Below are 21,034 nucleotides of genomic sequence, written 5' to 3' on the forward strand. Positions count from 1 at the left end.
AACTAACAACTAACAACTAACAACTAACAACTAACAACTAACAACTAACAACTAACAACTAACAACTAACAACTAACAACTAACAACTAACAACTAACAACTAACAACTAACAACTAACAACTAACAACTAACAACTAACAACTAACAACTAACAACTAACAACTAAAGCTTATCTTGCCGCTAACCAGACGATTACCTAACCTTTACCTTGGTCGGTTAGAGTCAGAGGCGTAGGTCTCAGACAAATGTTTTTTAGCTGGAAATAAGGGATATGCCACCAACATCCAAAGCACTTTTAGCGGAAATCCAGCATAACACAGGAGCTACTCGAAACTTGCATTTTTATGCTAAGGGCGAAACCATTCCTATGATGTCGCATGGCCTTTGGCGAGTCTGTCAAGGTCTAGCACAACTGAGTACGCTTTATCCAACCGGAGAAGAAGGACTTTTGGGTTGGGTTGGGCCTTCGATGTGCTTCGGTTTGTGGTTGACAAGCTTGCAGACTTACCGAGCTACGGCGACATCCGATATTTATTTGATGTGGTATTCTATGGTGGAAATCGAAGCTTCTCCTCAATTGGCTCACGAGTTGCTGCCTCAAATGGTACGGCGGCTGCGGCAAATGGAAGCAATTTTAGCGATCGCCGGACAGCGACGAGTAGATGACCGTTTGTATCAGCTACTGCTATTATTGCAACAGGAATTCGGTCAGCCTGTGGTTGAAGGAACTCGTTTGAATATCCGCTTGACACATCAAGATATTGCTAATGCTATTTGCACGACGCGGGTAACAGTAACTCGAATGCTGGGAAAATTGCAGCAGCAAGGGTTAATCAGTCGAGATGGCGATCGGCATTTAATTCTTAACAAAGATGTTTTTGCGTCCACATCGGATTTGTTTGGCTGCAACTCTCAATCAGTGTAGAACCGATAGCAATTTGCATTTACACTTTTTTGCATTTACATAAAGTCTTCCAGTTTTAGCTATCAAATCTCTGTGTATGAGAATTGTTTGTCTGGCTCTTCCTCTCCCTATCTACAGCTATAACTTTGCAGTTGGAAAAGATATAATTAAGCGGTGCATCTATTTAGGACAAAACTCAATGGCTAACTCAACTCCAGAAACACCGCAACCAGACAAAAAAGAATTAACTGACATCACAGCTAAACCTCAAGAACAACAAGAAGAACCGCCCAATAAAGGTGACGGGCGGAAATAGTCGATCGTTAGTTTTTATCAGCTATTACTCGTTACCAGGCAGAGCCTGGTAACGCAGATCCGGAGGCTGGGCCTCCAATTTGCCCCAGCCAGAATCGAGGCTCTTCCTCTGGGGATTGGTTCCCAGGCTCTGCCTGGAAGTTAATCCGGTGTGTTTACTATTGACAAATTATTCAGTTTGTGTAGTGCCGTTGTTCGATCGCAAGTTCGGCTTTCCCGGCTTTCCACGGAGGCCGTTTAAAGAAACCACATCAGCCTCGGAACTCTCTCTAGCCACCCGAATCAGCAACCCCGACAACAACAAACTTGCCAACATCGAAGAACCCCCGTAACTAAAAAACGGCAGTGGCAAACCCGTAGTCGGCAAAACCCCCGTCGCTACCCCAATATTCAGCAGCGACTGTCCCACCATCACCACCATCACCCCAATCGCGACCAACTGACTCTCACTATTTCTAGCCTTCATCGCTACTCTCAAAGCCACAGTAGAGTAAGCCGCCAACATCAGCAGCAGGGAAAAACCTCCCACCAAACCAAACTCCTCAGCAAACACAGCAAAAATAAAATCGCTGTACTGAATAGGCAAATAAAATAACTTTTGCTGGGACATCCCCAAACCCACACCCCAAATGCCCCCAGAACCCACAGCCAGGAGACTTTGAATCAACTGATAGCCATCTTGCATCGGATCGGCCCAAGGATTGAGAAAAGACATAATCCGGCGGCGCTGATATTCTCTAAAACTAATACTTAAAACGGCTAAAAGCATTCCCCCCATAGCCGTTGCGCCCAACTGCAAGTAAGGCAAGCCCGCAGCCAAAGCCACCAACCACAAAGTCATCCCGCACAAAGCCGTGGTGCTCAAATTCGGCTGCAACAGAATTCCCAAAAGCATTGCACCGAAAATTAACAGCCAAGTTAAGCGAACTTTATTCGTCAACCGGGGCCAGTTGCCGAAAATGCGGGCGCTTTGGAGAACAAAAAACGGCTTAATCAACTCAGAAGGTTGAATAATCGGAACCGGTCCCAGAGATATCCAGCGAGTCGCCCCGTTTATAGTGGTTCCCACCCCCGGAACCAAGGTCAACCACAGCAATCCCAGCAGCAACAAAACGCCTAACTGAGCTGTTTTCAGCAGGTAGCGCAGGGGGGAGTATACCATCAAGTTAAAACCGGCCAGCCCGATCGCCACTGCGATTAGCTGTCGTTTAAAATAATAAAGGCCGTCTCCAAATTCATAATTGGCAATGGGATAGGAAGCCGAAAACAATGCTGTCAGCCCAACAAACAGCCACAGAAAAGTCAGCCACCTGAGCCACCGGGCCTCAGCGGCCCATTGAGACGCGCTGGGGTCAAAAAATGGAATCAAGCGTCGAATGTCGTTAGCCATAGGATTTTAGAATGATCTCAATAAACTCTAACAAAGATGGCTAAAGTACCAGATTGGTTAATTTACGCATTAATCTGTTCGCTATTATATGGTTTGTGGGGATTTTTTGGCAATTTAGCGACTAAATATATTGACTACAAAACTGCTTTTGTTTATGAAGCAATTGGCGCTATTTTAAGTACTTTATTTATTATTATCCAAACTAATAATTTTAGTTTTGAGGGAGATGTTAGGGGAATTTTGTTTGCCATGTTAGTTGGCGTTTGTGGCACGGTGGCATCATTAGTATTTTTTATAGCCCTTGGTAAAGGTGAAGTTGCCAATGTAGTGAGTGTTACGTCTATCTACCCGCTGATTACTATATTATTATCGTCTTTATTCTTAAAAGAGGCTATTACATTACCACAAATGCTTGCTGTTTTCTTAGCGATAATCGCAGTTATACTTTCTGCTTATTGAAATATTGGTCAATGATTAGATTAACAACTTTGGACATTCATCCTTCTACTATAACAACAAAAAAGAGGTCGATCGCGACCTCTTACCCCTCTACTAATCCAGCTTCGGCTCTTAAAGTAAACCTGTATTAGCTCCGGGCTTACCGGTAGCCAGTTGCACTTTAATAATTCTGCCGCCCATTTTCATAATTCTTTGCTGTTCCCGGAACCAGTTGTCGTAAGGAACGAGCTTAGTAAAATAGGTATTTTGCAATTCGCGCTGAGTGCGGATGCGAGTTTGACTGGGGACGCAAGCAGTCACCTTAAACATTCTCATGGGAAACTAACTCCTGAGTAGGTTTACAGATTATTAGATGGATTTCTTAAAGATTGAAGGCAGGGAGTTAGGAGTCAAAACTAGCTCGTTAAAACTCGTCGGGCTTTCTCGACAAGCCTTTGACGGTCTAGCAATCACTCTCAACTTCCCTGACCTCTTTTCAAAGCCAAAGGTAACAAGTCCAAAGTTAAAAGTTAAAAGACGCCAGAAATAAATGTTATTTCTTCTTCTTTCTTCCTTCTTACTTCTTCCTTCTTCCTGAGTCTTAGCTCAAGCCAGAGCAGATGTAGTCGAAATAGACGCCCATTTCTTTACCAGCGTCAGAACCGACCAAACCAGCGGTGACTTCTTTCATTGCTTGGATTGCTTGTACGGTAGAACCGATGGGCACGCCCAAGGAGTTGTAGGTTTCTTTCAAACCGTTGAGCACGCGCTCATCGAGGATGGAAGGGTCGCCAGCTAGCATAGCGTAGGTGGCGTAGCGGAGGTAGTAGTCCAAGTCGCGGATGCAAGCTGCATAACGACGAGTGGTGTACATATTGCCGCCGGGACGAGTTACGTCAGAGTACAACAGAGACTTAGCAACTGCTTCTTTGACGATTGTGGCTGCATTGGCGCTGATGGCTGTAGCGGCGCGGACGCGCAGTTCGCCAGAAGCAAAGTAATTCTTGAGCTTGTCTAGAGCGCTGATGTCCAGGTACTTACCTTGAACGTCAGAGGAATTGATAACGGCGGTAATTGCGTCTTGCATGGTTGTCTTGTTTCCTAGAAAGTGGCTGAGTCAGTCCAATTTTGGAGCTAGAATTTGGGATTTGGGATTTGGGATTTAAGATTTTTAAATGGCTGGTTATTTGCAAAAGCTTTTAACTTGTTGCCGGCAACCCCCAATTTTTCAATCTAAAATCGAAAACCTAAAATCGAAATTCCTTACTGCATCGCACCGATAACGTAGTCGAAGTAAGAGGAAGCTTCGGAAGCATCTTCTCCAGACAGCAGCGAACTTGCTGCACTTTTCATAGCGCGAACGCCTTCGGCGACGGCTTCAATCGGGGTGCCGAGAGATTTGTACATTTCGCGGACGCCGACAATACCGATTTCTTCGATCGGAGTAATGTCGCCAGCTACGATTCCGTAGGTGATCAAACGCAGGTAGTAGTCGAGGTCGCGCAAGCAAGTTGCGGTCATTTCTTCGCCGTAAGCGTTGCCGCCGGGAGAAACAACATCAGGGCGCTTTTGGAAAAGTTGGTCGCCTGCTGACTTGACGATGCGTTCGCGGGATTCGCTCAAAATTTGGGCGATGCGGACGCGGCGTTCACCAGAGGTGACAAAGCTCTTGATCCGATCTAATTCACCTGGGCTCAAGTAGCGAGCTTCGGCGTCTGCGTTGACGATTGATTTGGTGACGATACTCATCTTGTGTGTACCCGCTGGATATTTTGCTATATGAACTGCTCTGCGCTGAGCTAGCGAAGGCGGGCGCTTGCGTCCCGTATCTTTCCTGCTCAGGCAGGAGCTTTGACGGGGAAGGCTGGACTTTCCACACTCAGCAACTGTTGAAGTTGTTGGTGGGTGACTGCCTTCGGTGCTTAACGGCGCTGGTTCTTCACGCCGGTGCGGTTGTGAGTGCTCGCACTAAGCCTGTCGCTTACAATACCATAAATGACTGATGCGATCTTTAATTTACGATCGAGATTGCAGCAGGCCACTTAGTGGCGATCGAGTGACTGTCCGGCAGTTAGTAAGAATATTGCTTCTCTGACACAACTACCTCTCGCAAGTATTTTGAGGCATTATGTTCACATTCTGAGTGTTACTGTAATAGTTTGTAACATTCCTTTTCATATTTGGGCCCTCGCTAGGGTGTTCTGCGTTAAAATTTCACGGATCAAAAAATTGCTAAAATTATCTGGCAGCAAGGGTTGCAGCCGATCCAGCATAGAGGGGAAATTGTGGCGGGCGACGGCACGAGGGTCAAAGACTTCTTGCTGAGAGGAAAGGGAGACAGAGGGGGAGATGTGCGATCGTCTCACATCTTGCACCATTCTCAATAAATCGTGGACGGGCGGGATCTCTTGTCCAAGGCCTGTCAACTTAAGGTAAAACCGATAGTCATAAGCGGGAATTCATTCCTGCTTATGACTGCCGGGTGAGCGGGAAGACTGGCGGACTAAAAGCTTAAGTTGACACCCATGGCTCCTCCCCAACCCCTACTACCCATAAGAACACTCACTCTTTGTGTTTGTGCAACAGGCCGTCGGCCCTGTTCTCGATCGCGATGCCAGATATCAGAATCATCGGAAATCGTAACTTTCGAGCTTGTAGCTAGATTTGACTCTCACTTTTAATCTGGTGCGCCGTGAAAAGAAATCTATCAGCCCTTAAAAAAGCTTTGCAGTTTGGGATTAGCGGTGCTGTCGGCGGTTTCGTCGGCAATCTCATCACCGAACCTTTCATGCAGCGACTCCCTGGTTCGGAATCTTTTTTTGACAGTGTATTGTCTACAGGTCGCTGGTTTGGATTGGTAGGCGGTGGTATTGCTACTGCTATCATGTTCGGCTATTATTACTATATCAAAGGCAAGCCTCAAATTAAACAGGCTTTAAAAAATGGCGGATTGTTTGGTTTAATCGCAGGAGCGATTTCTGGGGCGATCGCCGAAGGTATTTACAGCGGAATTGGCGACGGAAACAACGAATTATTGCGAGTAATTTGCTGGGGAATAGCTGGCAGTTTGTTAGGACTGGGACTTGCACAGCGGATTCCTAATTTGGGAGCGCTTCGCGGCACGGGAGGCGGCGGTGTTGGAGGAGTTTTGGGCGGCTGTTTGTTTATTCTGTTTGCTTACAATCTATCTGGTACCGCAGGCCGCTTAGCTGGCTGTGCTGCGATCGGTTTTTGGATTGGAATTATGCTAGTTGTAGCAGAAACTTTGTTTAACAAAGCTTGGCTGGTAATTAGTTACGATACCGGAGCAAATCGCACTCTCACTCTGGGTTCGGAACCAGTGACTTTTGGCAGTGATGAAAATTTGTCTATTATCTGCATTCCTAATGTTTCGCCCTTGGCCATGCGGTTTCAATTGGAAGCAGGTCAAATTGTTTGCGAGAATGTCGATAGCGGGGCGGTCAGTTATTTGCGATCGGGCGACCAAAAGAGAATCGGTAACTGTACAATTACAGTAGGAAACTCTGACTTGCCAGCGCCAACACCAGCAAATATTCCGCCTACCTTTATATCAGATCAGCCCGCAGTAAATTCTTTTACTAGCAGCCAATTATCTCTAAAATTAGGCAGTCGAGTTATTCCTCTGAGTGCGGGAACTCAACTATTTACCTCTGACATACCGAGTTTAACAGCCGCAGCATCTAACGGTCTTGTAGCTATAGTCACTTCTCGATCGAGAAACGAGCTTTCGTTAGGATTGACAAATTTGTGCGATCGCGCTTGGTGGGTTACAGACAGTCAAGGCGATATAAAAATGGTAGAACCTGAAAGTACCCTAACTTTGGCCTTGGGAACTAAAATCGAATTCGGCGAAATTGACGGCGAAATTGTGTAAGTAAGTAGGTACAAACTCATCGAATAACTTCATTTACAATCAGCTTTTCATGGCGGGCAGGATGCCAACCCACACAAAAAATTTCTCTTTGTGGAACGGGCATCTTGCCCGTTCTATTCGCTCTTATTCAAGCAGAACTGCTGCTAACTCCAGTAATTACCGCCGCACCAATCAAATGAGCTAAACGCAAAGCTTCAGGAACTTTACCAGTGTCTGTCAAACGCTGGAGAACCCTCGCTATTACTTCCGGTTGTTCGCCGCAAACTTGAAAAAAGAAAGGTTCAAAAGCGTGAATTTTCCCGGCGCGGCGCAACAATTGTAAACGGTATTCCGAGTCGGGTAAATGGCGGAGGGCTTTTTCAACAGCATCTAAATCTGGTTGCCGGCGCATGACAGCAACGCAAGGAATTTGCAGCCGCGATGCTAACTCGGGAAGGTCAATAATATTGAAACCGCCGAAAGCTATTCCGTCTAGCAAAACCAGATGCAATTGCGGCAGAAATTTGCCTCCGAGGAGTAGCCCAGAAATAGCATCCGTGGCATCTAATCCGTCGGGGAGGACTTGTCCCCACACCATTCCTTCAAATCGAGTTCCCCCGCAGACTATGCCTGCGATCGACACCAGACTCCCGCTTGTACGAGAAAAGGGAGCGTCGTCAAAGCCAATAACTTTAATTGTGCGATCGAGCCTGAGCAAATCTGCCAGTTTCAACTTGTGGAGTTCCCTAAACTAAAGTTTTTGAGATTAGGTTGTGTCTTACATAGTATCATATACGTTAAATATCTCATTACTAAAAAGGTTTTAGACAATTGGCAAAAAAATACGTAGCAGCCATCGACCAAGGAACCACCAGCACCAGATTTATCATATTCGATCGCCTGGGACAGATAATTTGCAGCAACCAACAAGAACACCAGCAAATCTATCCGCAACCAGGATGGGTTGAACACAATCCCGATGAAATTTGGCAGCGCACTCAAAGCGTAATTAAAAACACCCTCGAAATAGGCGATATCGACCCGCAAGATATTGCTGCTCTCGGTATTACCAACCAGCGCGAAACTGCTATTGTTTGGAACAGAAAAACTGGCAAACCTTACGGAAATGCGATTGTTTGGCAAGATACCCGCACTCGCTTTATTTGCGATCGATTAGCTGAGGTTGAGGGCAAAAATCGATTTCAAAAACGATGCGGTTTGCCGCTGGCAACTTATTTCAGCGGGCCGAAAATTAAGTGGATGCTGGACAATATTCCAGGATTGCGGGAAGCAGCAGATCGAGGGGATGCGATTTTTGGCAATGTCGATACTTTTCTGATTTGGCACCTGACTGGCGGCGCGCACATTACCGATGTTACCAACGCCAGCCGCACGATGCTGATGGATTTGCAAACCCTCGATTGGGATGCGGAAACTTTGGAAATAATGGCAATTCCCCGCCAGATGCTGCCAGAAATTCGCCCTTCGAGTCAAGTTTTTGGCACTGCAAAAGGATTGCTTGCAGGTGTTCCGATTGCTGCTGCTTTGGGCGATCAGCAAGCCGCCCTCGTCGGGCAAACTTGTTTCAGTCCGGGGGAGGCGAAAAATACTTACGGTACGGGCTGTTTTATGCTGCTGAATACCGGTGAGGCGATCGTCCCTTCAAAGCAAGGATTACTAACAACAGTCGCCTACAAGATGGGGGAATCGCCCGCTGTGTATGCTTTGGAAGGCAGTATTGCGATCGCCGGAGCTCTAGTGCAGTGGCTGCGGGACAATTTGGGCATCATCAACACATCTGCTGAAGTAGAAACATTAGCAAATACAGTCGAAGATAGTGGGGGAGTTTACGTTGTACCGGCATTTTCGGGACTCTACGCACCCTATTGGAAAGACAGCGCGCGGGGAGTAATTGCAGGTTTAACTCGGTACGTGACTAAGGCACACATTGCCCGCGCAGTATTGGAAGCGACAGCGTGGCAAACGCGGGAAATATTGGATGCGATGAATCAGGATTCAGCAGTGCAGCTTTTGTCTTTAAAAGTAGACGGAGGTATGGTGGGAAATCACACGCTGATGCAGTTTCAGAGCGATGTTTTGGGAGTGCCTGTGGTGCGACCTGTGGTAGCAGAAACTACTGCACTTGGTGCGGCTTATGCGGCTGGTTTGGCGGTGGGCTTTTGGAGTCAGCTAGCCGAATTGCGCGACAATTGGGCGGTGGATTGTACTTGGGAGCCGAAAATGCCGATCGCCCTTCGCGAGCAAAAATATCGCTTTTGGAAAAAAGCAGTTTCCCGCACATTCGATTGGGAAGAATAAATCGCTGATTTAACCCGAAAATGCGTATTTAGTGATATCATTAAATCCCGCACTATTTTTCAACTTGCAAATAGATGATTTCCCTAAAGAACTTTAAAAAAATTCTCACCGCCTTTCTATTGATACTGACACTGGCATTTGTAGAAATCGCCACTAATTCCCAAATTGCGATCGCAGATACAGCTACAAATTCCACAACCGCAGCCGAAGTCTTCAGTGCCAACTGTGCAGGCTGTCACATCAACGGCAGCAACATTATCAGGCGCGGCAAAAACTTGAAACAAAAAGCTTTAAAAAAATACGGCATGGATTCCATCGCCAACATTTCCAACTTAGTAACCAACGGCAAAGGTATTATGCCCGCTTACAAAGATCGTTTGTCGGAACAACAAATTATCGAGGTTTCAGCTTACGTGCTATCCCAAGCCGAAACCGATTGGAAATAGAACCTCGGTAGATTATTTATAGCTTAGGCAATCTTGCCACAGACATCAGATATTGCTTTATCGCAGGTTGAAGCGCGAACAGAGTTTCACTTTCGGCTTGAACTGCTTCAATTAGCGATCGTCTTAAAAGCGATTCTAACGCCTTCAGCAATTCTAAACCCCTCTCTTGCTGAATATCGGAGTGCAAATTTTCACAACCAACAGGCTTGACTTCTTTCGCCATGCAGTGTAATAGCTGGATTTCTAATCCTGATAAGCGATTAAACTGCCGAGATAATGTATCGCTATAATCTCCCAGAAATAGCCCATTTCTTAAAAATTTAGCAATGCTGTCCCCAAACATATCATGAATAGTTGTCGTTACTATTTTTAACGCTAAAGGATTGCCGCTGTATGCCTCTATCAATTGTGAGTATTCACCTTCTTCAGACAAACCCTTGTTTTTAAGGATTTCCACAGCCGCTTCTCCCAAACTACCCAATTTCAATGACCGTACCGATTGATTTTGACCTTCTAACGCCGCAATTTCTTTAGGTTTTTCGCAGCTAGTCAACAGCAAGCAACTTTGATGCTGCGATTTTCCTACTTGTTTCAGAAATTCCCCATACACTTGATATCCTTCTCGATAATTTCCTGTTAACTGCTCAGTGCAGAAAACAGCTTCCCACTCATCTAAGATTATCAAACATCGACGCTTTTGTAAACACTGAATCAGGCGCTGGATACCATCAGCGATGATTGTCTGTTCTATTGCATTTGTGGAAGCGATTAGGTTCTCCAGGGAAAAGTCAAGCTGCGAGAGCGCCGATTGAAAAAGTTTTTTATCATGAGTAATTAACTGCAATTTTTCTAAATCGCTTTGCGGTTTATCAGATAAAAATTCGATTAAATTTATTATAGTATCTGCCAACACAGGTGCATGACTGAGGTTGACCCAAATTACGCACTCAAACTGGTGTTTAATCAGATTTGTTAGCTTAGATGCTAAAGCAGTTTTGCCAATGCCACCCATACCCAATACAGCAACTAAGCGGCAGTTTTCTTGTAAAATCCATTGTTCTAAGTTAGCAAGTTCTGTTGTGCGCCCGTAGAAAATAGACGTATCCACCGCTAGCCCCGATTCAGTTTGATTTTCGATGGGAGTTTGGGGAGTTTGAGTAGAATTTCTCAATGTAGGAAGCAATGTTTCTCCACTACCATTTTGTTGATAACCACGTATTTCTAGCATTTTTGGGATTTCTTTCCAGTCTTTCGGTTGTTGCAGCGTCAAAACTTGAATGTAGCGATACAGCCCTCTCGATAAGTCTACTCTAATACCGGCACATTCGCGGTGGAGTGCGGCGGCGATTTCCACCGGACTATAATTGCAAAGCAATCCTCGCAGGTAAGTTTTTTCTAAAGGAGTGAGTCGCTGCTTTCTACTGCTGGCGTACTCTTGTTTGGCTGCTGTCAAGTCTGCATATAACTGTTCGAGATTCCAGCCAGCCGCAGCCTCTATAAATTTCTGTGCTGGTATTTGTAAAAGTTTATTTCGCTGTGTCATGTATATTCATAATAAGTAAACACCCCGTCAACTCGATACAGCTACTTTGTCTGTCCGAAAAAGTTAGATGCACCTGATGCAACCTTGTAAGCGACTTTAATCTGTTTTGCCAGTTCAAGTCGAACACTTCCTTGCGATTAGAACATAATCTTGCTAAATCATGCGAAACTGTTTAGGTGAAATGCCTGTGTATCGGCGAAAGCACTTTGCAAAATGACTGGGATTGGCAAAGCCACACTCGATCGCAATTTTGTTTATTGTCCATTCTGTCTGCTTTAGTAGTTCCTTCGATCGCTCTACTCGTTGCTGAATTAAGTAGGCATGAGGAGTCATTCCAGTTGATTGCTTAAACAATCGACAGAAATAGTATTGACTCATACCTAATTCTGCTGAAATTTCTGCTAACGATACATTTTCACTAAAACGATCGTTGATGTATTCAATAGCTTGCTTCAGTTTGTATTTTGACAAGCCGTCTTCATATTCTATCAGAATATGCTTACGGGTTGAGTAATATGTTAAGCAATGAGCCGCTAGAGCCGTCGCCATTGAATCCGCATAAAAGCAACTATTATTTGGATCGTTTTCCAATACTGCTGTCAGTGCTAAGATAATTTGCCAAACTAGCGGATCGGGTTTTTTAAGCGTGAGATTAACTTCAACTCGATCTGGGTTTACTGACTCATAGGCGGCATGATTAAGAAATGTAGGCTCAAGGTAGCAGTGAGTGATATCATTTTCCTGACTCCACCTAGCCTTAATAGGTGCGTAAGCAGGAAGTATTTCAATGCAACCCGTTTCATCCCGGTCATGCTGCACTAGGTGACGCTTACCATCAAAGGCTAATTCCACTTCTGTTGGCTGCTTCCAAAATGGAAGACAAATTATATGTTGAGAACCAGATGTTTCAGGAATTTCCATTGCAGGCAGTTGATAGTGTGCTAGATGAATATTTTTCCATCCCGCGTCATGACTGGAGTGAATTAACGGGCGCTGAACAAACTTTGAAGTTGCATCTTGTTGAGAATAATCAACAGCTAAAGGTCTTTCTGTTAGCATCTTTTTCAGTCCTTCCAATCCCTATGGATAAAATTTTTCCCACTAGCTACCTCATCCTTATAACTCGTAGTTATACGGAAACTTTCTGTATAATATGCCAAATTGAGTAATTCTCAGAAAAATACCTAATAAAAATACTAATAGCTGTTAGGTAACTTATCGGTATTGAGTGTTTTATAAATGTAGCAGGCAGGATTTTATAACACCTGCTATCATAAAAGTTAAGAGGACAGCTTAAATGGCATCAATTCAACTGAGAAATCAGCTAACTGCAACAGACAGGGTTATCCCAACTCCCGACCTGTTAGATGGTTCTGCAACAACTCGCGCTAAAGATTACATCTTAGAGGTAGAGTTAGTTAATCAGCCAATATCAATTGGTCTTTTTAAAGATCCGGGTACTGGCTATGACCCTTACGTGCAAGTCTTTCAGATACCCAAAGGCAGCAAGGGTACGAATGTCGCTGATACGGGTATTCTTATTGCTCAGGATAATAATAACGGCGGTGTCTCCGGAGGAAACTCAAAAATAACTCCTGATACCATTGTTCCAATACAACCACCACCAACGGGTCTAGGGGGTACTACCAGAGTTCCAATAACACCCACGTTCCCCACTGGTCTTACTTCCCTTAAAAGTGCGCCTGGTGTGGACTATGTAGTCCGCGTGACTAGCTTTGATACGTTACCATCAAATTCTCAGCCTTTCACATTACAGGTTTCAACTCCCAATGGCAATGTCGCCTTGAAAGACCCCGTAACAGGTGCGACTTTAGATGCACAAGGCAACAACATCATCGGGGGCGGTAGCGGCGACCCTCTAACAGGCAATCTTCCCGTCCGGCGTTTCTTTGACAAGGTGGCAGGAGGGCATTTTTATACCACAGACCCGATCGAGAAAAATGACCGACTAAACAACCCTGCTCGTTATCAGAGTGAAGGCGATGAATTTATCGCTCCAGCCGCCGGTAACGCAAAGGTTCAACGCTTCTTCAATACAGCATCAGGAACCTTTTTCTATACGAATAAACCTACTGAAATACAGTTTGTTCGCGACAACTTACCGCAGTTCCGTGCTGACGGAGACGCTTTCAATTCATATAACACAGCAGTTTCGGGTGCGATACCCGTCTATCGTTTTACTAACCTGGCGAGGGAACGGGAAAATCCGCAAAATATTACACACTTTTTCACCGCAAGCCAAGCGGATCGGCTGGCGGTACAGGGGAGGTCAGATTTCCGGGATGAGGGGGTTGCTTTTTATGCTCTTCCCCCCGCCTAAGCAGGCAGTTGGATTCATCTAGGTTTAAAATGAGTAGTAGGGTGCCTGCGACGTACCCTACTTTTTTATCTATTAAACTTTTGGGTAACAAGCGATATTTTGGTCATCCTATGAACAATGTCAGTACAAAACCTTCCCTCATCAAGGCTTTAACTGTAATTAGCTTGTGTTTGTATCTAATCTTAGCGCTTAGCCCGCCCGCTTTCGCCTCGATTCACAAATATCCAGAAACTGCCGAGACAGTAATGTTCCGATCCGTACAAAGCCTGCGCGATACTGATGACAAAGCGTGGCAAGTTGTTTTGTACAAGCGAGTAAAGTCGGGAGTAGTAAAGTCTTTAAATCTAAGATTAGTAGGATTTCCAGGAACAGAATTGCAGCATCCTGTTCCGCTGAAAGTTGCGGCGGGTAAGCGCGAAATTGGCAAGGCTAATGATATTTGGAACGAGTCGGGTTTGCCAATTAATGTCGGAGAATACGATTTCAAATCAATAATTTCACAATTGGAAAGTAATCGACCTTTGCTGTTGAGTTTGCCCGTGACAAATCAAAAAGAAACAGAATTGCTGGTTCCTCCTTTTGCTGTGAGAGAATGGCGGCTGTTGTTAGACAGAAACTAAATCTACCAATTTAATCGGACTCTACATTTAATATCAATACAATTGCCAATGTCACAAATCGCTATGTTTAAATCTGCCTTAAGGTAGATGTAAAGTATTTGAAAGATAACCTTGTCTGACATAAATTCAAGATACCAATTTAATCGCACTCTACATTAAAAATCGCTACAGTTTCATCGATGTATCAAAAATAACTTTATTTACATAGACCTTAAGGTAGATTTAACCTATTTGAAGGGTAATTATGAAACAAACTAAAAGTTGAGTTAGTCGGTTGACAAAACTTCAGTGTTTTAACGTAGGTGTATTCAGGGTGAAGCTACTATGACTTTAATCAGTAAAATTGTCCGCAAAGCTTTGGCAACAGGTTACTTAACGGTTGAGGCCGAAGAACAGTTGCGACAGCAGTTGCAGATGACTAAGTACGGTTTAGAAGATTTTGAGGCTTTTATTAATTTGCAAAAAGAGGTGATGGAGGGTAGGGTGAAACAGCAAGCTTTGGAATTGTTACGATCGCGCAAATGTTCTGCGACGGCTTGAACCCAGTTCGATCGACCTTTTGGAGAAATGGGATAAAAAGGTGACAGCATCTTCTATTTTTATCCCTAATTAGAAATTTCCGGTGCCATAAAACTTGACAAAACTCCAACAATCCGCAATAATGGTAGATTGTCTGTCTAAATCCGGCTCGGATCAGGTTAAGACATTCCAAAAGCTGGAGAGCAGTCAGCAGTCAAAAGTCCACAACGACCAATGACCAATGACTCATCAGCTACCTGTACGGCAATTTCAACCACCATCCCATGACTTACGCAATCATTGAAACCGGCGGCAAACAATTTCGGGTAGAACCAGGCCGCTTCTACGACATCGAACTGCTTCACGTTGAAGCTGAATCCAAAGTCACCATAGACAAAGTATTTCTGATCCAGCACGAAGGCGAGGTTCATATCGGCCAGCCTCTACTAGAAAATGCCACAGTAGAAGGAACGGTTCTCCGGCATTTCCGGGGCCGCAAAGTCCTCGTCTACAAGATGAAGCCGAAAAAGAAAACTCGGAAGAAAAAAGGGCACCGTCAAGAAACAACTCGCTTTATGATTGACTCGATTAGCGTCAACGGTACAGTCTTAGCAGCCAGAGACTTAACTCAAGCAGTTGTTGAAACCCCCCAAACCGCCGAAACTGATTCAGAATAAAAAATAGTAAATACAGTTGAGGATATTATGGCCCACAAGAAAGGTACAGGCAGTACACGTAACGGACGCGATTCTAATTCTCAGCGTCTGGGTGTCAAAAAGTACGGCGGTCAAGTTGTCAAAGCTGGCAACATTTTGATCCGCCAACGCGGCACTAAAGTTCACCCCGGTAATAATGTTGGTATCGGCAGAGATGATACTCTGTTTGCCATGATTGACGGTGTGGTGACTTTTGAAAGAAAAGGCAAAACTCGCAAGAAAGTCAGCATTTATCCTGTTGTAGCAGCACCTGTGGCTGAACCCGTGGCTGAAGCTGTCGCAGTTTAATTGCGATATTTTGCGGCGTTCTTTAAGTCTCTTTTGTTTGTCTCAAAGTCTCGATCCCCCCTAGCCCCCCTTAATAAGGGGGGGACAAGATTTTTCTCAAAGTCCCTGTTAATTAACGGGGATTTAGGGCCAGATTTTTCTCAAAGTCCCTGTTAATTAACGTGGATTTAGGGAAACAAGATTCTTCTCAAAGTCCCTCTTCTTAAGGGGGATTTAGGGGGATCTAGACTTGACTGCAAGCGGCATTCCTAGGTTCTGCCAATTGGTGACAATTTAAGGCTTAATTTGTCGCCCATTTGTGGCTAGCCTCCTCCGACAATTGTGACAATTTCTAAGATGTCGCCCTCTTGCATTTGTGTAGTTTCCCAAAATTGTTTGTGCAGAATTTCCCCGTTGTACTCCACAGCCACCAAACGCGGGTTTAATCCCAATTGTTCTAGTAATTTTGGTAACGGTGTGTCGATCGCACAATTGCGGGTTTCTCCGTTAACTTGCAGCGCAATTTGATTTATCATCAGTAAAATATCAGTTTTTAGGGCGGGTTTGGTAACAAAATTATATTTTATGCACAGATTTCCTGTGCTAAACCCGCCCTACAAATCGCAAATAAACCTAGCTTTTTCCGTGCAAAGCTTTTTGAGCTTTCAGATTCTGCATCCGAATCAACTGCGATATGAAAAACTGCGTGACTAAAGTAGGCTGTTCTGCTTCCATAATCGCGCGCACTGCGGCAACCCTTTGAGCTCCGGCATTCAATACTTCATCGAGGTTGTTGATATCAATTCCGCCGATCGCAAACCACGGAATCGGCGACTTATCAGCAGCATACCGCACATAGTCCAAACCTGCCGCCTGTTTATCAGGTTTAGTAGGAGTGGAGTAAACAGGTCCAACTCCAATATAGTCGGCTCCCGCATCAATAGCTCGCTGCATTTCCTCGCCATTCGTAGTCGAACAACCGATGATGCGTCCCGGGCCGAGCAACTTGCGCGCTTCCGCCACAGGCCAATCTCCCTGCCCTAAGTGTACGCCGTCGGCATCGGCTGCAATAGCCAAATCCACGCGATCGTTCACAATCAGCAAAGCATCGTAGCGGTGACAAAGTTCGCACAACTGGCGCGCGTTAGCCAGCTTTGCGCCGTCGTCTGAGGTTTTGTCGCGGTACTGCACCAAAGTCAGTCCGCCTTGCAAAGCAGCTTCCACGACTCCCATCAAGTTGTCTCTCGGCGAAGTTACAAGGTATAACTGCGATCGAAGTAACTGCTGGTAGCGCCGGTAAGCCAGCAAATTGCTTTCGAGAGTATAAACCCGATAGCGCATCTGCTTAAAAGCCGCGCCCATATTCCGATCGTAAATTTTGCCATACTCTTCGAGTACCCGCAAAGCTTCTTCCACCCGACAGAAATTCGCCTCCAGTAGCTGCTGAATGCTCGAACGCTGCTCTTCCTGCGGGTGAGTCAACTCCGTACCCGGATCGGCCGGCGTATCCCTAGCACTGCGAAGTTCTGCGACGTGCCAAGCAGCCAATTCTTGACGCAGTTGCTTGCACTCGCCAGCTAAATCGGCGTTGTTGAGACCAAACCTGCACCATTCTTCAATAATTCTCAACCCTTCGCGCGATCGATCTAAATTTGCATCTAAAATCCGGCAGAGGGCTGGCTGTGCCGGTAAAGTTCTGTTTTGTTTGTCGGTCATTCAGAACCACCCTAATTATAATTAATCGTACCAGTCAAACCGCTATATTCTCCCACGCCGTCAAGATTGTGGCAAAGCAGGCGGCTTAATCTTGGCATAAACCAATGTAAATTCGACAATAATTTTTTAAGTTTTATTGAATTTGATGAAAACAAAGCATAATAGATCAAACTTGATGAGAGTGGAATCGTTAAACTGCATACCACACTTCGGAGGAGAGCCGTGAGGTTAGCAGAACAACACAAAAGATTAACAGAAGAAAACCCCAGCAGGCGGGTGAAATCAAAGTGCGATCGCGAAAACCCGACGCCGAACTCGGGAAGCGGAACTCGGACCGCAAATCAGTGGGGTTTATTTATGCTCCTAAATTCTCAATATAGCGAGTGCAAAGAAAAGCGATCGCAAAAATCTTGTTTGAGTTCTTGCCTTCTGCTCGTCTTTGCGATGACCGCCCTTTGCAACCATCAACCGTCAGTTATCGCTGCCGGGATACCGGGAGTGCAGCTACTTTCTCAGACGCTGCAGAGCGAGATTAACATACTGTACGTCAGCTCGACCGGCGGCAGCGACACAGGAGGCAACGGCAGCGATCTAGCTCCCTTTAAAACCCTTACCTACGCCTTAAGCGTGGCCCCGCCCAAAACAGCGATTTTGCTAGCGCCCGGTACTTACAGCGAGCAAACCGGCGAAAAATTTCCATTAATGCTCAGGCCTAGCGTGACAGTTCAGGGAAATCCCAACACTCGCGGTCAGAATATTGTCATCAAAGGCGGAGGATACTTTATCAGTCCGACTTCGGCCGGTCAAAATATTGCGATTTTAGGCGCAGACGGGGCGGGACTCAGCGGGGTGACGGTGACAAATACCAACTATCGCGGTTACGCTTTGTGGATCGAATCGAGTTCTCCAACGATTGTTAACAATACTTTTTCTGGGAGCACTCACGACGGCATTTCGGTAGTCGGTACTTCCAGGCCGACGATTGGCGGAAATGTTTTCTCGAAAAATGGAGCTAACGGCATTACTATTTTTGGCAGTTCCCAGCCGGAAGTTCGAGATAATGTGTTTGAAAACACCGGATTTGGGGTGAATGTAGCGCAGAACGCTTCGCCTCTGCTAATCGGTAACAAAATTACTCGCAATAAAGATGGCGTGGTCGTGCAAGCTAATGCTAGACCTGTGCTGCGTAACAATTATATCGAGAGTAATCGCCGGGACGGAATTGTGGCGATCGCGAGTTCTCTGCCGGATTTGGGAACTGCCGCCGAACCGGGGGGCAATGTCATTCGCAACAACGGCCAGTACGATGTCAACAATGCGGCAAAAGGTCAAGTAATCCCAGCTTACGGCAATCAATTGTTGAGCAGCCGGACGACGGGTTCGGTTGATGTGGCAGGAACTTTTACGCCGCCAATGGGGGGAAGTGCTTTGCAGCTAAGGGCCGATCGACCTCCCAGCATCGGTGGCCCAGACACTTCTCTCCCGGCTTACACTCCCGGGCGGCTAAGTCCCAGAGTAGAAAGAGCGCCACTTCCCCCGACTGCGCCAGTTTCTAGGCGACCAGTGCAAAATCGACCCGCACCGCGAAGCGCTCAGTTGCAGCAAGAGCTTTCTCCGAGGAATGCCGCTGCTTCATCGGTAGTCCAAGGCGCGATAGCAATTCCCGTGCCCGATCCGAATTATCGCTCGGTTTCGGAAAGTTCGGTACAGCAACCAATTATTCCTCCCAATTTTGATAGTTCCAGTTCGGTTGCTTCCGAAGGTAGATTGCCTGTTCCGGGCCGCAACATTCCTATCGGAAGGGGCGGCTATGTACCTGCACCTTTAGGGGGGAATTCTTTGCCCGATGCCGAGGATAATTCGCCGTCATTTGATAGAGCCAGAGCTTTGGGTTTCCGGTATCGAGTTGTGGTGGATACCGACAGGCCGGGCGATCGACAAAAAATGCAATCCCTCGTTCCCGATGCTTTTCGCTCTTTTTCCAGCGGGCGACCGGTGATGCAAGCCGGTGCTTTTCGGGAACGCGAAAAAGCTGATGAATTGCTACAAATGCTCAGCGATAACGGTTTGAATGCTCGAATTGAGGAGATTAAATAGTTATTGGGCATTGGGTATTGGGCATTGGGCATTGGGAATATCCTTTCCGGCTAAGCTGTTCGGCATTTAAAGGAGCTTAACCAATAACCAATAACCAATAACCAACAACAAAATTTTAGGGCCTAGCATATCGGATGCCAGACCCTAAAAAGTTTGTAAATTAAGTTGATTCAAGTGGGTTTTTAGCTCTGCTGAGTTTCAGCAAACTACAACTAAGGTGGACTTTTTTGCAACTACTCTGCATACGAGCTAGCTATCAGCGGAGTCTATTCAGACTTCTGTGTTTGACTGTTTTGCGATCGCAACTTTTGATTAATCTAATAGCCTCAAGCTATCTAACCAATACGAATCGCAATATCAACCTTTCTTTGCTAATAAGCTACACGGTTCAGGCGTTGCCTGCGGACTAGAGCCGAGCGGGACAAATACTCTAATTCCAAGTTTTTTATCCAAGTTTTTTGTGCTTCTTGGTTTTGCCCCTCATATTTTTAAGTTAACACCAACTGCGCGCATAAAAGCACGTTGTTTACCAAACTTGACACTTTTTGATGTGATGAAATACTTCCAAAAGCGATTATTAACAATTTGTACGATCGCCCGATACCGCAACGTGCATATCCGGCACTTTGCGCTTGCTATCAACGCAGCAGAGCTTCCCAAGTTGCGCGGCCGACAATGCCGTCTGCTGGCAGTTGATATTGTCGCTGAGCCGCCTTGACAGCAGCTTGAGTTTCCGGGCCAAACACGCCGTCAGCACTCACCCGCAAAAATCCCTTGGCCCGCAGCCGCTCTTGCAAATCTCTGACTGCCGCCCCCCGCATTCGTCTTCTTAAAACCGGAAAATTTGTTGGCTGCGCTTGGGGGTTAATCTCTGAGTTATCGGCAGTTACAGGAGCGTTGGCTATGGGGTTTTCGATCGCGCTAGCTGCAGGAAACAGCCGGTTCCAAGTATCTTGACCGACTATGGCGTCGGGAGGCAGGCCTGCTGCTTCTTGGAAGTGAGACACAGCTCTAGCGGTGCTTTGTGAGAAAATCCCGTCAACAGTGTCAGGGTAAAAGCCCAATAATTTAAGAGCAGCTTGGAGTTCGCTCACTTCCGAGCCGCGGCTGCCCAATTTGAGCGTGGGGCGGACGAGCGCACCTGTTTGAGCGATCGGGCTGTTGCTGTTACTCTGTTCGGAGATAGGTAGCTGTGCGACAGCAGGAGTAGGGGCGATCGATCCCATTACCAATAAACCGCACAAACTCCAGCCGAAGAGCAAACTTGGAACCTCGCGGGCTTCATTCCAGCTTGCTGTCAAGTTTTGGGACATTGGGAATTCGACCTCTGCAAAACTGGTAGCGATCGTACATCAAATCTGGAAAAAATTGGGAATTTGGGCATTGGGAATTGGGCATCGGGCATTTACTGGTTCCGAGGCAAAGCCAGGTTCCCACATTAAATTAAAACTCGCAACTTTTCCTTCCTTGCCTTTCCTAAAAAAAATTTATCCCTCTCAAATAGCTGCAATTGGCAAAAAAACTGCTA

The 21,034-nt window shown here is 45.8% G+C and carries 22 protein-coding genes; 12 read left to right on the forward strand and 10 right to left on the reverse strand.

Annotated elements, in window-relative coordinates:
* Positions 1-272 precede the first annotated feature (272 nt).
* Entirely contained in the window at positions 273-926 is a 654-nt protein-coding gene (locus QUA33_RS23655) for a Crp/Fnr family transcriptional regulator (protein WP_333151672.1), read from the forward strand.
* A 463-nt stretch (positions 927-1,389) separates the two neighbouring features.
* Here the strand turns inward: QUA33_RS23655 and QUA33_RS23660 are convergent, their stop codons facing one another.
* A complete protein-coding gene (locus tag QUA33_RS23660; RefSeq protein ID WP_333151674.1) occupies positions 1,390-2,610 on the reverse strand; it encodes an FtsW/RodA/SpoVE family cell cycle protein in 1,221 nt (406 codons plus the stop codon).
* 36 nt (positions 2,611-2,646) lie between these two features.
* On the opposite strand from QUA33_RS23660, the gene QUA33_RS23665 reads away from it, so the two are divergent.
* Positions 2,647-3,069: an EamA family transporter gene (locus tag QUA33_RS23665; protein ID WP_333151676.1), complete on the forward strand. Its 423-nt coding sequence runs from the start codon at positions 2,647-2,649 to the stop codon at positions 3,067-3,069.
* Between the two features lie 111 nt (positions 3,070-3,180).
* On the opposite strand, the gene QUA33_RS23670 is transcribed toward QUA33_RS23665, so the two are convergent.
* From QUA33_RS23670 to apcA, 3 genes are all read right to left on the reverse strand, one after another.
* A complete protein-coding gene (locus tag QUA33_RS23670) occupies positions 3,181-3,384 on the reverse strand; it encodes a phycobilisome linker polypeptide (RefSeq protein ID WP_006634929.1) in 204 nt (67 codons plus the stop codon).
* Between the two features lie 265 nt (positions 3,385-3,649).
* Positions 3,650-4,135 carry an allophycocyanin subunit beta gene (gene apcB, locus QUA33_RS23675; RefSeq protein WP_006634930.1) on the reverse strand — a complete coding sequence of 162 codons (486 nt, stop codon included), beginning with the start codon at positions 4,133-4,135 and terminating at the stop codon, positions 3,650-3,652.
* Positions 4,136-4,311: 176 nt separating this feature from the next.
* Positions 4,312-4,797, reverse strand: a complete 486-nt coding sequence (gene apcA, locus QUA33_RS23680) for an allophycocyanin subunit alpha (protein WP_332959487.1) — start codon at positions 4,795-4,797, stop codon at positions 4,312-4,314.
* Between the two features lie 506 nt (positions 4,798-5,303).
* Between apcA and QUA33_RS23685 the strand changes: the two genes are divergently transcribed.
* Positions 5,304-5,435 carry a hypothetical protein gene (locus QUA33_RS23685; protein WP_333151678.1) on the forward strand — a complete coding sequence of 44 codons (132 nt, stop codon included), beginning with the start codon at positions 5,304-5,306 and terminating at the stop codon, positions 5,433-5,435.
* 305 nt (positions 5,436-5,740) lie between these two features.
* The gene (locus tag QUA33_RS23690) at positions 5,741-6,943 is read left to right on the forward strand and encodes a hypothetical protein (protein ID WP_333151680.1); all 1,203 of its coding nucleotides are present in this window, start codon (positions 5,741-5,743) and stop codon (positions 6,941-6,943) included.
* 127 nt (positions 6,944-7,070) lie between these two features.
* Here the strand turns inward: QUA33_RS23690 and QUA33_RS23695 are convergent, their stop codons facing one another.
* Entirely contained in the window at positions 7,071-7,655 is a 585-nt protein-coding gene (locus tag QUA33_RS23695; RefSeq protein WP_333151682.1) for an endonuclease dU, read from the reverse strand.
* Positions 7,656-7,753: 98 nt separating this feature from the next.
* On the opposite strand from QUA33_RS23695, the gene glpK reads away from it, so the two are divergent.
* Both glpK and QUA33_RS23705 read left to right on the forward strand, forming a co-directional pair.
* Positions 7,754-9,241: a glycerol kinase GlpK gene (gene glpK, locus QUA33_RS23700; protein WP_333151684.1), complete on the forward strand. Its 1,488-nt coding sequence runs from the start codon at positions 7,754-7,756 to the stop codon at positions 9,239-9,241.
* A 74-nt stretch (positions 9,242-9,315) separates the two neighbouring features.
* Entirely contained in the window at positions 9,316-9,687 is a 372-nt protein-coding gene (locus tag QUA33_RS23705; RefSeq protein ID WP_333151686.1) for a c-type cytochrome, read from the forward strand.
* Positions 9,688-9,703: 16 nt separating this feature from the next.
* Here the strand turns inward: QUA33_RS23705 and QUA33_RS23710 are convergent, their stop codons facing one another.
* Positions 9,704-11,230 carry an NB-ARC domain-containing protein gene (locus tag QUA33_RS23710; RefSeq protein ID WP_333151688.1) on the reverse strand — a complete coding sequence of 509 codons (1,527 nt, stop codon included), beginning with the start codon at positions 11,228-11,230 and terminating at the stop codon, positions 9,704-9,706.
* Positions 11,231-11,383: 153 nt separating this feature from the next.
* Entirely contained in the window at positions 11,384-12,289 is a 906-nt protein-coding gene (locus QUA33_RS23715) for an AraC family transcriptional regulator (RefSeq protein ID WP_333151691.1), read from the reverse strand.
* A 238-nt stretch (positions 12,290-12,527) separates the two neighbouring features.
* Between QUA33_RS23715 and QUA33_RS23720 the strand changes: the two genes are divergently transcribed.
* The 5 genes from QUA33_RS23720 (at position 12,528) to rpmA (ending at position 15,714) form a co-directional block, all read left to right on the forward strand.
* On the forward strand, positions 12,528-13,571 hold the full coding sequence (locus QUA33_RS23720) for a hypothetical protein (RefSeq protein ID WP_333151693.1): 1,044 nt from the start codon (positions 12,528-12,530) through the stop codon (positions 13,569-13,571).
* A 110-nt stretch (positions 13,572-13,681) separates the two neighbouring features.
* Positions 13,682-14,191 (forward strand): DUF3122 domain-containing protein, encoded by a 510-nt coding sequence (locus tag QUA33_RS23725; RefSeq protein WP_333151694.1) that lies wholly within the window; start codon positions 13,682-13,684, stop codon positions 14,189-14,191.
* A 324-nt stretch (positions 14,192-14,515) separates the two neighbouring features.
* Entirely contained in the window at positions 14,516-14,731 is a 216-nt protein-coding gene (locus QUA33_RS23730; RefSeq protein WP_015176895.1) for a hypothetical protein, read from the forward strand.
* A 263-nt stretch (positions 14,732-14,994) separates the two neighbouring features.
* A complete protein-coding gene (gene rplU / locus QUA33_RS23735) occupies positions 14,995-15,387 on the forward strand; it encodes a 50S ribosomal protein L21 (protein WP_333036112.1) in 393 nt (130 codons plus the stop codon).
* 27 nt (positions 15,388-15,414) lie between these two features.
* Complete coding sequence (gene rpmA, locus QUA33_RS23740) at positions 15,415-15,714, forward strand: 50S ribosomal protein L27 (protein ID WP_190738131.1); 300 nt, start codon at positions 15,415-15,417, stop codon at positions 15,712-15,714.
* Between the two features lie 302 nt (positions 15,715-16,016).
* Here the strand turns inward: rpmA and thiS are convergent, their stop codons facing one another.
* Both thiS and QUA33_RS23750 read right to left on the reverse strand, forming a co-directional pair.
* Complete coding sequence (gene thiS / locus QUA33_RS23745; protein WP_333151696.1) at positions 16,017-16,229, reverse strand: sulfur carrier protein ThiS; 213 nt, start codon at positions 16,227-16,229, stop codon at positions 16,017-16,019.
* Positions 16,230-16,326: 97 nt separating this feature from the next.
* Positions 16,327-17,409, reverse strand: coding sequence for a thiamine phosphate synthase (locus tag QUA33_RS23750; protein WP_333151698.1), 1,083 nt, complete (start codon positions 17,407-17,409; stop codon positions 16,327-16,329).
* Positions 17,410-17,631: 222 nt separating this feature from the next.
* Between QUA33_RS23750 and QUA33_RS23755 the strand changes: the two genes are divergently transcribed.
* Positions 17,632-19,506, forward strand: coding sequence for a DUF1565 domain-containing protein (locus QUA33_RS23755; RefSeq protein ID WP_333151700.1), 1,875 nt, complete (start codon positions 17,632-17,634; stop codon positions 19,504-19,506).
* Between the two features lie 638 nt (positions 19,507-20,144).
* Here QUA33_RS23755 and QUA33_RS23760 read toward each other — a convergent pair.
* Entirely contained in the window at positions 20,145-20,819 is a 675-nt protein-coding gene (locus QUA33_RS23760) for a peptidoglycan-binding protein (protein ID WP_333151702.1), read from the reverse strand.
* Between the last annotated feature and the right edge of the window lie 215 nt (positions 20,820-21,034).

The sequence above is a fragment of the Microcoleus sp. Pol14D4 genome (assembly GCF_036701245.1).
In the GTDB taxonomy this organism is placed as follows: Bacteria; Cyanobacteriota; Cyanobacteriia; order Cyanobacteriales; family Microcoleaceae; genus Microcoleus.